Origin of the sequence: Streptomyces fuscichromogenes (assembly GCF_014645815.1) — a bacterium.
In the GTDB taxonomy this organism is placed as follows: domain Bacteria; phylum Actinomycetota; class Actinomycetes; order Streptomycetales; family Streptomycetaceae; genus Streptomyces; species Streptomyces fuscichromogenes.
Window position 1 is genome coordinate 160858 of record NZ_BMML01000005.1, and the last position, 13044, is coordinate 173901.

Here is a 13044-nt window from a genome sequence, read left to right on the forward strand (position 1 = left end):
GGCGGAGCCACCTCACACGGCTGTGGGTCCCCGGTCCCTGGGACGCCGTTCGGTACGAACGTACGATGGACCGGATCCAGTGCAGTGTCGAGGAGGATGACCGTGTCCGACGAGCTCACCCCGGAGAATCCGGAGACCCCGGAGACCGAGTCGGAAGAGCCGATCAAGCAGCGCAAGAACGGCCTGTACCCGGCCGTGTCCGACGAGCTCGCCGACAGCATGAAGTCCGGCTGGGCCGACACCGAGCTGCGTGATCTCCAACCCATCGAGCAGGCCGGGCACACCGCCCGCCGCCGTGCCGAGCTGTCCGCCCGCTTCCCGGGCGAGCGCCTGGTGATCCCGGCCGGCAACCTGAAGACCCGTTCGAACGACACGGACTACCCGTTCCGGGCGTCGGTCGAGTACGTCTACCTCACCGGCAACCAGACGGAGGACGGCGTACTCGTCCTGGAGCCGAAGGACGACGGCCATGTGGCCACCGTCTACCTGCTGCCCCGCTCCGACCGCGAGAACGGCGAGTTCTGGCTCTCCGGCCAGGGCGAGCTGTGGGTCGGCCGGCGCCACTCCCTCACCGAGTCCGAGGCGCTCTACGGCATCCCCGCCGCCGACGTACGCGAGCTGGCCGACAAGCTCCGCGAGGCCACCGGCCCGGTGCGGGTCGTCCGCGGGTACGACGCCGGCATCCAGGCCGCGCTGACCGACAAGGTCACCGCCGAGCGCGACGAGGAGCTGCGGGTCTTCCTCTCCGAGGCCCGGCTGGTCAAGGACGAGTGGGAGGTCGGTGAACTGCAAAAGGCCGTCGACTCCACGGTCCGCGGCTTCGAGGACGTCGTACGCGTCCTCGACAAGGCCGAGGCCACCAGCGAGCGCTACATCGAGGGCACGTTCTTCCTCCGCGCACGCGTCGAGGGCAACGACATCGGCTACGGCTCCATCTGCGCGGCCGGCCAGCACGCCTGCACCCTGCACTGGGTCCGCAACGACGGCCCCGTGCGCTCCGGCGACCTGCTCCTGCTGGACGCCGGCGTCGAGACCCACAGCCTCTACACCGCCGACGTCACCCGCACGCTCCCGGTCAACGGCACCTACACCGAACTCCAGAAGAAGATCTACGACGCCGTGTACGACGCCCAGGAGGCCGGCATCGCCGCGGTCCAGCCGGGCGCCAAGTACCGCGACTTCCACGACGCCGCCCAGCGGGTGCTGGCCGAACGGCTCGTCGAGTGGGGGCTCGTGGAAGGACCCGTCGAGCGGGTGCTGGAGCTCGGCCTGCAGCGCCGCTGGACCCTGCACGGGACCGGGCACATGCTCGGCCTCGACGTCCACGACTGCGCCGCCGCCCGGACCGAGACGTACGTGGAGGGCGTCCTGGAGGCCGGGATGGTCCTCACCGTCGAACCCGGGCTGTACTTCCAGGCCGACGACCTCACCGTCCCGGAGGAGTACCGCGGCATCGGCGTCCGGATCGAGGACGACATCCTCGTCACGGACCACGGCAACCGGAACCTAAGCGCCGGACTGCCACGCCGCTCCGACGAGGTCGAGAGCTGGATGGCCTCGCTGAAGGGCTGACGGATGTGACATGGCCGGGTACCTGGGAGGGTGCCCGGCCCTCGTCATTTCCGGGCGCTCCGGTCGGGGCGCTCAGGTCGGGGCGTCACAAAGACGGCGTCACAAAGACGGCGTCACAAAGACGGCGTCACAAAGACGGCGTCACAAAGAGGGCAGGGCATCCACGAACAACGCACCGGCCAGCAGACCCGCGCTGCCCCTCGGGCTCCAGCCGCGTTCGTTCAGGTCGGCGTCCAGGGCCGCGAGAGCCTCCGCGCCCGCCTGCGTCGCCGTGCCGCCCGCCTCCAGTACCCCCCGTGCGCCCGCCTGTACGTGGCGCAGGCCGAACGGGCCCGCGGTGTAGAGGAGTTCGGTGTCCTGGAGGGTGGACATCACCGTCAGTAAGGCGTCCAGGCGGGCCTGGTTCTCGGTGGCGCCCGCGTCGCGGGCCGTCGCCAGCGCCTCCAACGCCCTTCGTACGTGCGGGAATCCGGCCCGGGCCTCGCCCCGGGCGCCGGCCGCGCCGTACTTCGCGGAGATCGTCGAACCCCGGGAGGGGCGCTTGGGAGCGCCCTTGTCGTTGAACCCGGCGATCTTGCGGGCGTTCGCGGCGAGCTCCCGGGCCTTGGCGCGGGGGTCCAGGGCGGCCGCGGCGACCAGGAAACCGAGGGCCCACAGGGCGCCCTTGTGGCCGCCGCCGGCCAGGCCGACCGAGTGCTCGGTGCACCGGCCGATCGCGCCCAGCTCCGCCCGCAGCACCGGCGTGGCCTCGCCGGTACGGCGGGCGGAGGCGGCCATCGCCGCGAGGCCGGGCGCCAGCGCCCTGGCCGACCAGCGCAGACTGTCGTGCTCCCGGCGCGTGCTGCGGGCGTCCAGGTCACGTGGGTCGGGCAGGCCCGGCTTGGGAGCCAGGGCCAGCTGACCGGTGAGCGCGGCCACCGCGGCCTGCGCCAGCGCGTCGTCCTCGCGGCTTGTCATGTCCCTTACCTTATGAGGAGGCGGAGGCCGAAGGGGAGGCGCTGTCGCTGGGAGCGTCGCTCGGCGGGGTGCCCGTCGGGGCGTCGCTCGGCGGGGTACCTCCGCCGCCGCTGCCGGCGCCCGTGTTCTCGGCGTCCGGGTCGACGCCCAGGGTCAGGGAGCCCTTGTAGCCCTTCGAGGGGTCCTTCTTGTGCACGGCCTTCAGCGTCAGCAGCCCGCTGGAGGCGCCACCGCCGTCGTACACCATGTCGTTGGCGAGCGTGGTGTAGCTGCCGGTGTGCTTCGCGTAGGGGTCGAGGGTGAAGATCTCCTCGGCGATGTCGTCGGCGAAGAACAGCTGGCCGGTGTAGTTGACCTTGCCGCCCTCGTAGGTGCCGTCCTCCTTCTCGCCGCCCGTGTGCACCTTCACATGGATGTGGCAGGTGCGCGGGGTGTACCAGCCCGGGAAGATCGTCTCGAACTTGACGACCCCGTTGGCGTTGGCGATCTGGTAGCCGCGCAGGTACGTGTTGTCGTTGGCGGAGTCCCCCTCCTCGCTCTCCGCGGGGGCGGAGCCGCCGGGGTTGGCGGTGGTGTAGCCGGAGTAGTAGCCCCAGGCGTCGCAGTGCCAGATCTCGACCGCCGCGCCCTTGACCGGGGTGCAGCCGTCGGTGGCGTCCACGACGGTCAGGCGCAGGGTCAGCGGAACGCCCGCCTTGCCCTCGGTGATGTCCTTGCGCACCAAGGCACCATCGAGGTAGTACGGCCCTTCCGTGACGCTGCTCATCAGCGTCATGCACTCACTGCTGGTGGAACTCGCGGAGGCCGTGGCATCCGCGTCCGTACCGGTGTCGGTCGTGTCGGCGAAGGCCGACTGGAAGCCGGCGACCGCGAGGCCGCCGGCCGCCACCGTGCCGCCGGAGACCGCGAGGGCTCGGCGGCGGGTGATCGACGTGTTTTTGTGGTTTCCCGTCATGGCCGATGAAGCTAGGAACGTCGTTTGTCAGGGGCATGGGCGGGAGCTGGCAACGGCCTGTGAACGCCCAGGAAGCTGAACCGGCCGGGAAGCCGCTGCTCACAGGGCCGGCGCGTGATCGTGCAGGATCCGCTGGAACAGCCGGCTGTCCCGCCATTCTCCATTGATGTGCAGATACTGCGGCGCATCGCCGATCGTCTCGAACCCGCATTTCTTCAGCACGCGTTGGGACGTCGTGTTCTCGATCAGGGTGGACGCCTCGATCCGGTGAAGTCCCAAGACATCCCGGGCGATCTCGCAGACCCTCTCCAGAGCGGCGGTGGCCAGCCCGCGGCCCTGCTGATCACCGGCCACCCAATAGCCGACGTAGGAACTGCAGAAAGGGCCCAGCGAAATTCCGGAAAGAGTGATCGCCCCGACGATCCGGCGGTCCTCTTCCGACTCCATGAGCAAGGGGGCCACGAGGCCGTCGACAGCCTGCCCGAGCAGGCCTTCGATGCGCTCAGTCTGGCCCTCGACGGTGAAGAAGGACTCGGGTCTGACCGGTTCCCAGGGTTCGAGATGCCGTCGGTTGCCGACGTATGCGGAGCACAGCTCTTTCGCGTCGCCGACGGCAATGGGACGCAATATCACACCGGGCAGGAGCAGGCTTTCTTTGATCTTTCTGAGAATCATGCGCGCACCCTAGCGCGGGTGTTATGCGGGTGCGAGAGTCATGCCGAAAGCAGGGAAGGATCTTTCTTCCACTTGAGGATCTTGTCGAAGCTGACCACGGTGCCGCCGCGGCCCGGTTTGTTGCCGATGTGGACATGATCCGCGAGCTCTCTGATGAGACAGAGGCCCCTGCCATGCTCGGCGTCGGGACGCGCGGGTCTGAGGTCCTGGGTGCGGGCGAAGCCCGGACCGAGCCCCGGCCCCGAATCGGCCACCTCGATACGGCACTTCTCGCCGTCCAGGTATGCGGTGACCCGGTACGCCTCCGAGGTACGGCCGGCCCCGCCGTGCTCGACGGCGTTCGCGCAGGCCTCGCTGAGGGCGACGGAGAGGTCGTAGGAGATGTCCGGGTCGACACCCGCCGTCTCCATCGTGCCGATCAGCAGACGGCGGGCGAGCGGCACGCTCGCGGCCTCACGCCGCAGATGGAGTGACCACCAGATGCTCATGCTCCAGCCTCCTGGCCGCGGCTCGACATACCGATACCTATTGCCACCCGTGCGCGGGTGTAAGCACTCCGTTCATGTGAGAACGCCCATCCGGGGGATGCGCGGGGGGAGGTTTCGGTGTATGAGCGGGTGGTTCGGCACAAAAATGATCTTTCGGTTCTTCCCCTCGATCACCGTCCGTATATGTCCCGTCGGCCATCCGGGACTCCTCCGACCGGCCTTCCGGGGCGCCTCCGGCCGGCCGTCCGGGGCGCCTCCGGTCGGCCTTCCGGGGCGCCTGCGACCGGCCTTCCGCCTGCTTCGGACGTAACGGAATCTTCCGGACCTGACGTCAGGCGGGTACGGGTCCAGTGCGATGATGAGCGCGCCATGACTGCCCCCCATCCACGCGCGGCGCGCACCGGAAGCGGACTGCGGCTCCTGCGGGCCGCGGTGTTCGCCGCGCTCTGTGTCGTGCTGGCCGCGGCAGGGCACACCCTGGCCTCCTGCGCGACCGTTCCGCTGTGGACGCTCGGCGCGGGCTTCCTGGGCACCCTGGCACTCGTCGCCCCGCTGACCGGCCGGGCCCGCTCGCTGCCGGGGATCGTGGCACTGCTCGCGGTGCTCCAGGCCGTGCTCCACACGCTGTTCGGGCTCGGTCAGCACGGCGGCTCGATGATGTCCGGCGGCTCGATGTCGATGTCGTCCATGTCCTCGATGGCATCCATGTCGTCCGTGTCGTCCGTGTCGTCGGCGTCCGTGGCCGATGCCTCGCTGGTGGAGCGGGCCGCGCGGCTGGTGTGCGGGGCCGGGGCGGCGCAGATCAGCCCCGCCCACGCGTACAAGATCCTCGTGGACGCGCATCTCGGCGCCTCCGTCCCGGCCACCGGCACGAGCGGGGCGGCCCACGCCACGGACGCCACCGCGTCCCTCGGCTCGCTGCTACCCACCGTGCCCATGCTGCTCGGGCACGTCCTCGCGGCCGTCGTCGCCGGGTGGCTGCTGCGCCGGGGCGACCTGGCGCTGCTGCGGCTGATCCAGCTGTCGACCGATTCGGCGCACGGGGTCGCCGAGGGGGCGCTCGTCCGTTCCCTGCGCGGGGCGCTCGCGCTGGCGGGTGCCCTGTGCGCCGGGCTCGTGACCGTGCCCGAGGCGCCCGTGCCTGGCCGTAGCGGCGCCTGGGACGTCCCGCCCGCACCGCGCACCGTCGCGCTCCAGCACTCCGTGATCCGGCGCGGGCCGCCGATGGCCGCCGCCGTACTCGTTCTCGCCGCCTGACACGACGCGACCGGAGCACTCCCCGGGGTCCGCCCGGACCGGAGGGGCCGGCCGCCGTCGTGCGGCACGCGCGCGTGCGCTTTCCGAACGGCCGCATGACCGCTTCCGGCTCTCGGCTCCCGGCTTCCCACGCGCCCCCTCAACGACAGAACTCACTCGGAGTGGAGTGCTCCCTGCCATGAAGGCTTCCGCCATGAAGGCCTCTCGTATCGCCGCCGTCGCCGCCGTCACGGGTACCGCCGTACTGGCCGTCTCCTCGCCCGCGTTCGCGCATGTCAGCGTGGAACCCGAGGGCACCGCCGCCAAGGGCGGTTACGCGGTCATCGACTTCAAGGTCCCCAACGAGCGCGACGACGCCTCGACCACCAAGGTCGAGGTCAACTTCCCCACCGACCACCCGCTGGCCTCCGTGATGGCGCAGCCGATGGCCGGCTGGAAGATCGAGATCACCAAGGCCAAGCTGGCCCAGCCGCTGGAGATGCACGGCGAGAAGATCGACCAGGCGGTCACGAAGGTCACCTGGACCGCCTCCGGCGGCAAGGGCATCGAGCCCGGCTACTTCCAGAAGTTCCCGCTCTCCGTGGGCGCCCTGCCCGAGAACACCGACGAACTGGTCTTCAAGGCGGTCCAGACGTACTCGAACAAGGAGGTCGTCCGCTGGATCGAGGTCCAGCAGAAGGGCCAGGACGAGCCGGAGAACCCGGCCCCCGTCCTCGCGCTGTCCGCCGCCACCGGTGACCACCACGGATCCGCCACGGGCACCGACACCACCACGGCCGAGGAGACCTCGGCGAAGACCGAGACCACCGCGTCCGACGACTCCGGCTCCACCGGCGGCAGTGACACCACCGCCCGGGTCCTCGGCGTCGTCGGCATCGTCGTCGGCGCGGCCGGGGTCGCCTACGGCACCCTCGCCGGCCGCCGCCGGTCCGCCACCGGAACCGAGGCCTGAGTTCCGCGTCCGCCCCGCGCACAGGGGGTCGTGCGAGGCTGTCGTACTCCCACGACCGTCGTACGACCCCGGTGCGCGCCGGATCTCTCACATCTGGGACATTTTCGTATGCGTAAGAAGACGTTCGCCGCGGCCGCGCTGCTCGCCGCCGCCACCCTGACCCTCTCCGCCTGTGGCAGCGGCGACGACGCCAAGTCACCCGTCACCGTGGTCGGCGAGGACACCTCGAACAAGCCCGCGACCATCCTCGACACACCGTTCGAGAAGCCGGACCTGGTGCTCACCGACACCCAGGGCAAGAAGTACGACCTGCGCGCGGAGACCAAGGGCCGGCCGACGCTCATCTACTTCGGCTACACGCACTGCCCCGACGTCTGCCCGCTGACCATGAACAACCTCGCGGTCGCCAAGAAGTCGCTGTCCAAGGCCGACCAGGCGAAACTGCGGGTCGTGTTCGTCACCACCGACCCGGCCCGCGACACCCCGTCCGAGCTCGGCAAGTGGCTCAAGGGCATCGACCCCGCCTTCGTCGGGCTGACCGGCGACTTCGCCACCATCCAGGCCGGCGCCCGGACCCTCGGCATCTCCATCGAGCCGACCCACAAGGACAAGAAGACCGGCAAGGTCGTCTCCGTGCACGGCACCCAGGTCATCGCGTTCTCGCCGAAGACCGACGGCGGGTACGTCCTCTACGACGAGGACGCCACCGTCGACGACTACACCAAGGACCTCCCCAAGCTGATCAAGGGAGAGAACCCGTGAAGCCGGGAAAGTGCCTCGCCCTGACGGGGATAGCGATCACGGGGGCGCTGACCCTCGCGGGCTGCGGCTCCTCGGGCTCCGGCGGTTCCTCGGGCTCCGCGGGCTCCTCGCGAGCCGAGTTGTCCGTCGGCGCCTCCTACATGCCCCGGCCGGTCTCGGCCGACATGGCCGCCGGATTCCTGACGATCACCAACAGGGGCGGCACGAAGGACGAGCTGACCTCCGTCACCAGCGACTCCGCCGGTGACATCACCATGCACAGGACCGACGGCGGGGCGATGGAGGAGGTCAGCTCCTTCGAGGTGCCCGCACACGGTCAACTCGTGTTCAAAAGCGGTGGCAACCATCTGATGTTCGAGAAGCTGAAGCGCCGCCCGGATCAGGGCGACACGATCACCTTGAAACTCAAGTTCGCCGAATCCGGTCCGCTCACCGTCGAGATGCCGGTGAAGTCCGCCACGTACAACCCGTCGACCGGACACTGAGGGAGGGACCGACCTTGACGCGGACCATCACCCCCCGCCTGCGCACCCTGGTGCTGCTGTTCCTCGCCGTCACCGGCGCGCTGCTGACCGGCGCCGGGCCGGCCTCCGCGCATGCCGCGCTGACCGGCAGCGACCCCTCCCAGGGGGTGGTGGTCCCCAAGGCGCCCGACCAGGTCTCGCTCACGTTCTCCGAGAACGTGTCGATGAACGACGACTCCCTGCGGGTCCTCGACCCCAAGGGCAAGCGCGTCGACCTGCGCAAGCCGACCAACCTGAGCGGCACGACCTACGCCGTGCAGCTCAAGAGCGGGCTCGGCAAGGGCACGTACACCGTCGCCTACCAGGTCGTCTCGGCCGACAGCCACCCCGTCGGCGGCGCCTTCACCTTCTCCGTGGGCACGCCCTCCAAGACCGTCGCCTCCGTCCCGGACCAGGACGTCGGCGGCGGGGTCGTCGGCTGGCTCTACGGCTTCGGGCGGTACATGTCGTACGCCGGGTACATCGTGCTCGTCGGCGGTGCCGCCTTCGTCCTCGGCTGCTGGCAGCGCGGCTCGGGCGTGCGGGCCATGCAGCGCCTGGTCGTGGGCGGCTGGCTGACGCTCACCGCCGCCACCCTCTTTCTGCTGCTCCTGCGCGGCTCCTACACGACCTCCGGCAGTGTCGGTGACATCTTCGACCTGAACCTGCTCGGCCAGGTCCTCCAGACCAAGCCCGGCGCGGCCCTGGTCTCCAGGCTGCTGCTGCTCGCCGCGGGCGCCCTCTTCATCGCCGTCCTGTTCGGGGCGTACGACAAGAGGGAGGACCCCGACGAGAAGCGCGACCTCACCTTCGGGCTGGCCGTCGGCGGGATCGTGGTGGCCGCCGGGCTCGCGGCGAGCTGGGCCATGGCCGAACACGCCTCCACCGGACTCCAGCCCGGCATCGCGATGCCGGTCGACATCATCCACCTGCTCGCCGTCGCCGCCTGGCTCGGCGGCCTGACCGCCCTGCTGGTCGCGCTGTACCGGGCGCCCGCCGGCATCCCGGTCGACGCCACCGCCGTGCACCGCTTCTCCCGGGTCGCCTTCGGGTCGGTGCTCGCCCTGGTCGGCACCGGCATCTACCAGTCCTGGCGCCAGCTCGGCTCCTGGTCGGCGTTCACCGAGACGACGTACGGCGAGCTGCTGCTGGTCAAGATCGCGCTCGTGGCACTGCTCGTCGGCATCGCGTCCATCTCGCGACGGTGGACGGGGCGGCTCACGGCCGCGGCGGTGACGGAGGCGGAGCCGGAAGCAGAGGTCGAGGCGGCGGAGGAGAAGGAGACGGTCAAGGCGTCCGCCGGCACGAAGGAGGCGTCTGCCAAGGCAGCCACGGCAGCCAGGTCCGGCGAGTCCGGCACCGGCGTCTCCGGCACCTCCGGCACCTCCGGCGACATCGCCCCCGACGACACCCCCGAGCGCGCCGCCCAACTCGCCCGGCAGCAGACCGCCATGGACACCGCCCGGCAGAAGCGCCTCCGGGACGCCGACCCGCACCGCTTCGGCCTGCGCCGCTCGGTGCTCGCCGAGACCGGGGTCGCCGTCGTCCTGCTCGCGGTCACGACCGTGCTGACGCAGACCGAGCCCGGCCGTACCGAACAGGACGCGAAGGCCGCCACCTCGTCTTCCTCCTCCTCGTCCTCCTCGACGTCGAACTCGTCCTCGGGCGCGCTGACCCTCGACATGTCCTTCGACACCGGCGGCAAGGACGGCAAGGGCGTCGTCCGCGTCGACCTCGACCCCGCGACCGTGGGCAGCAACGAGATGCACGTCTACGTCCAGCGTCCCAACGGCCGGGCCTTCGACATCCCCGAGGTGAAGGTCGCCTTCACCCTCGCCGCCAAGAAGATCGGACCGCTTCCGGTGGCCCCCGACCACGTCACCACCGGGCACTGGGCCGCGAACGGCGTACAGATCCCCATGGCCGGCGACTGGCAGGTCTCCGTCACCGTGCGGACCTCCGACATCGACCAGGTGACCGTCTCCAAGAACGCGCAGATCGGCTGAACCGCACCATGCCCGAACAGTCCCAGTCCGTCACCGAGGCCCGCGCCGCAGCCGCCGAGGCTCCCCCGGCCGGAAGCGTGAGCCGCCGCACGCTGCTCGGCACCGCCGGGGCCACCGGGCTCGTGCTCGGCGCGGCGGGCGCGGGCGTCGGCTACGCGGCCGCCCCCGCCCAGGCCACCGCGCTCAGCTCGGTGGGCTCCGACCGCGCGATGTTTCACGGGAAACATCAACCAGGCATCACCGAGGGCCTCCAGGCGCGCGGCCATCTCGTCGCCTTCGACCTGGCGGCGGGCGCGGGCCGTACCGAGGCCGCCGCGCTGCTGCGCCGCTGGTCGACGACGGCGGCGCGGCTGATGGCGGGCGAGCCGATGACGCAGGACGACACGGACGTGGCCCGGGACGCGGGTCCTGCCTCGCTGACGGTCACCTTCGGCTTCGGCAACAGCTTCTTCGGCCGTACCGGCCTGGAGAAGCAGCGGCCGTCCGCCCTGGACCCGCTCCCCGACTTCTCCTCCGACCACCTCGACAGGACCCGCAGCAACGGCGACCTGTGGGTGCAGATCGGCGCCGACGACGCCCTGGTCGCCTTCCACGCCCTGCGCGCGATCCAGAAGGACGCGGGCGGCGCGGCGAAGGTCCGCTGGCAGATGAACGGCTTCAATCGCACCCCGGGCGCCACCGCCCACCCCATGACGGCCCGCAACCTCATGGGCCAGCTGGACGGCACCCGCAATCCCAAGCCGACGGAGTCCGACTTCGACCAGCGGATCTTCGTGCCGGCGAACGGTTCGAGCAACCCGGCGTGGATGGCGAACGGCTCCTACGCTGTCGTACGCCGGATCCGCATGCTCCTCGACGACTGGGAGAAGCTGTCGCTCACGGCCCAGGAGAACGTGATCGGGCGGAAGAAGTCGAACGGGGCGCCGCTCTCCGGGGGCACCGAGACGACCGCGATGGACCTGGAGAAGGCCAGGGCGGACGGGGAGTACGTCGTCCCGGTCAACGCCCATGCCCGGATCACCCGGCCCGACCAGAACGGGGGCGCGGCCATTCTGCGGCGCCCGTTCTCGTACCACGACGGCATCGACGCGGACGGGACGCCGGACGCGGGGCTGCTCTTCGTCTGCTGGCAGGCGGATCCACTGCGCGGGTTCGTGCCGCTGCAGCGGAAGCTGGACCGCGGGGACGCGCTGTCGCAGTACATCCGGCACGAGGCGAGCGGCCTGTTCGCGGTGCCGGGCGGCGCGGCCACCGGGGAGTACGTGGGGCAGCGGCTCCTGGAGGGCTGATTCCCGGGTGTACGCGGTCGGTGTCCGACCGGTGCTCGGTCGGTGTCCGGTTACCACAGTGGTTTCTGATCACTATTGGTGCGTTTCCGGTTTTCAAACCACCCGGTCGAGTGGATCCGACGAGACAGGCGAGCCGTGTCCCCCTGCGCCCATTAGGGTGAGGGACATGCCAGCGAGCTATGCGTATCTCGGTCCCGAAGGCACCTTCACCGAAGTCGCCCTGCGCACCCTTCCGGAGACCGCCACCCGGGAGCTGATCCCGTACGTCTCCGTGCAGTCCGCGCTGGACGCCGTACGCAACGGCGAGGCCGAGGCCGCGTTCGTGCCGATCGAGAACTCCGTCGAGGGCGGGGTCACCACGACCCTCGACGAGCTGGTCGCGGGCGAGCCGCTGATGATCTACCGCGAGGTACTGCTGTCGATCACCTTCGCGCTGCTGGTCCGCCCCGGCACCAAGCTCTCCGAGATCAAGACGGTGACCGCCCATCCGGTCGCCCAGCCGCAGGTCCGCAACTGGCTGCGGGCCCACCTCCCGGACGCCCTCTGGGAGTCCGCCGCCTCGAACGCGGACGGCGCCCGCCTGGTCCAGGAGGGCCGCTACGACGCCGCGTTCGCCGGTGAGTTCGCGGCCGAGCGGTACGGCCTGGAAGCGCTGGAGACCGGGATCCACGACGCGGAGAACGCGCAGACCCGGTTCGTCCTGGTCGGCCGCCCGGCCCGGCCCGCCGCCCGCACCGGAGCGGACAAGACCTCGGTGGTGCTCTGGCAGAACGACGACCACCCCGGCGGGCTGCGCGACCTGCTCGGCGAGTTCGCCACCCGGGGCATCAACCTCATGCTGCTCCAGTCCCGGCCGACCGGCGCCGGCATCGGCAACTACTGCTTCTGCATCGACGCCGAGGGCCACATCTCCGACCGGCGGGTGGCGGAGGCTCTGATGGGCCTGAAGCGGATCTGCCGCCAGGTGCGGTTCCTGGGCTCCTACCCGCGGGCGGACGTCAGGCAGGGCGAAGCCGTGGGGCCCACCCGGCCGGGGACGTCGGACGAGGAGTTCGTGGCCGCCTCGGACTGGGTGGCGCGCTGCCAGGACGGCCGCTTCTAGCCAGTCACACCCTCATATCTTCGTTATCCACAGAGGTTATCCACAGGCCAGCATCTCGACCTGGGGACAAGTCGACAGCGACACCTGACTCTGTCGACAAATCGCCCTACGGCCCATCGGTGCGGTCCTGCGCGCCCACATCACCCTTCGTCCACTCGTTTCCCATGGTTCATCTTTTGGGGCGATGCCTTTCCACTCGAAAGGGGGTGTTGTCCCGGTTTGAAACGGGAATTCCTCTCTTCACGCGCCGCTTGCGGAGTGATCAATTCCGGAGTCCACACCCCATCCACACAGCCTGTGGATAACTCTGGCGTGGGTGCGGATTCCTGTGGACAACCGCACCGCCAAGTCCCGTTCTCCACAAGGAAATCCGGTCAACCGCAGGCCGCGCACGTGCCCCGTCTCGGGGAGTGAGACACTTTTTATTGACAAGCTCGACAATTCCCCCATAACGGAACGTAAGCCACGATTCGGAACACATGTCCATAGTGATTCGTGGGGGGCAACCCCGCACCGGTAGCCTTGG

General features: G+C 70.2%; 12 protein-coding genes. 8 read left to right on the forward strand and 4 right to left on the reverse strand.

The window, feature by feature from the left end; genetic code table 11:
• Positions 1 to 102 precede the first annotated feature (102 nt).
• Positions 103 to 1572, forward strand: a complete 1470-nt coding sequence (locus IEZ11_RS12615; protein WP_189262783.1) for an aminopeptidase P family protein — start codon at positions 103 to 105, stop codon at positions 1570 to 1572.
• A gap of 141 nt (positions 1573 to 1713) precedes the next feature.
• Here the strand turns inward: IEZ11_RS12615 and IEZ11_RS12620 are convergent, their stop codons facing one another.
• The 4 genes from IEZ11_RS12620 to IEZ11_RS12635 all read right to left on the reverse strand — a co-directional run bounded on the left by IEZ11_RS12620 (position 1714) and on the right by IEZ11_RS12635 (position 4647).
• Positions 1714 to 2529, reverse strand: coding sequence for a triphosphoribosyl-dephospho-CoA synthase (locus IEZ11_RS12620; protein WP_189262784.1), 816 nt, complete (start codon positions 2527 to 2529; stop codon positions 1714 to 1716).
• 10 nt (positions 2530 to 2539) lie between these two features.
• Entirely contained in the window at positions 2540 to 3484 is a 945-nt protein-coding gene (locus IEZ11_RS12625; protein WP_189262785.1) for an intradiol ring-cleavage dioxygenase, read from the reverse strand.
• A gap of 99 nt (positions 3485 to 3583) precedes the next feature.
• Positions 3584 to 4159: a GNAT family N-acetyltransferase gene (locus IEZ11_RS12630; protein ID WP_189262786.1), complete on the reverse strand. Its 576-nt coding sequence runs from the start codon at positions 4157 to 4159 to the stop codon at positions 3584 to 3586.
• Between the two features lie 38 nt (positions 4160 to 4197).
• Positions 4198 to 4647 (reverse strand): ATP-binding protein, encoded by a 450-nt coding sequence (locus tag IEZ11_RS12635; protein ID WP_089100542.1) that lies wholly within the window; start codon positions 4645 to 4647, stop codon positions 4198 to 4200.
• 369 nt (positions 4648 to 5016) lie between these two features.
• Here IEZ11_RS12635 and IEZ11_RS12640 point away from each other — a divergent pair, with 369 nt between their 5' ends.
• The 7 genes from IEZ11_RS12640 (at position 5017) to pheA (ending at position 12518) form a co-directional block, all read left to right on the forward strand.
• Positions 5017 to 5904, forward strand: a complete 888-nt coding sequence (locus IEZ11_RS12640; RefSeq protein ID WP_189262787.1) for a hypothetical protein — start codon at positions 5017 to 5019, stop codon at positions 5902 to 5904.
• A 193-nt stretch (positions 5905 to 6097) separates the two neighbouring features.
• The gene (locus tag IEZ11_RS12645; RefSeq protein ID WP_189262788.1) at positions 6098 to 6856 is read left to right on the forward strand and encodes a YcnI family copper-binding membrane protein; all 759 of its coding nucleotides are present in this window, start codon (positions 6098 to 6100) and stop codon (positions 6854 to 6856) included.
• Between the two features lie 108 nt (positions 6857 to 6964).
• Positions 6965 to 7618 (forward strand): SCO family protein, encoded by a 654-nt coding sequence (locus tag IEZ11_RS12650; protein ID WP_189262789.1) that lies wholly within the window; start codon positions 6965 to 6967, stop codon positions 7616 to 7618.
• On the forward strand, positions 7615 to 8103 hold the full coding sequence (locus tag IEZ11_RS12655) for a copper chaperone PCu(A)C (protein WP_229712982.1): 489 nt from the start codon (positions 7615 to 7617) through the stop codon (positions 8101 to 8103). Before IEZ11_RS12650 ends, IEZ11_RS12655 begins: the two co-directional genes overlap by 4 nt.
• A gap of 14 nt (positions 8104 to 8117) precedes the next feature.
• Positions 8118 to 10127 carry a copper resistance CopC/CopD family protein gene (locus tag IEZ11_RS12660; protein ID WP_189262790.1) on the forward strand — a complete coding sequence of 670 codons (2010 nt, stop codon included), beginning with the start codon at positions 8118 to 8120 and terminating at the stop codon, positions 10125 to 10127.
• An 8-nt stretch (positions 10128 to 10135) separates the two neighbouring features.
• Complete coding sequence (gene efeB / locus IEZ11_RS12665; protein WP_189262791.1) at positions 10136 to 11416, forward strand: iron uptake transporter deferrochelatase/peroxidase subunit; 1281 nt, start codon at positions 10136 to 10138, stop codon at positions 11414 to 11416.
• 166 nt (positions 11417 to 11582) lie between these two features.
• Complete coding sequence (gene pheA / locus IEZ11_RS12670; protein ID WP_189262792.1) at positions 11583 to 12518, forward strand: prephenate dehydratase; 936 nt, start codon at positions 11583 to 11585, stop codon at positions 12516 to 12518.
• Positions 12519 to 13044 lie beyond the last annotated feature (526 nt).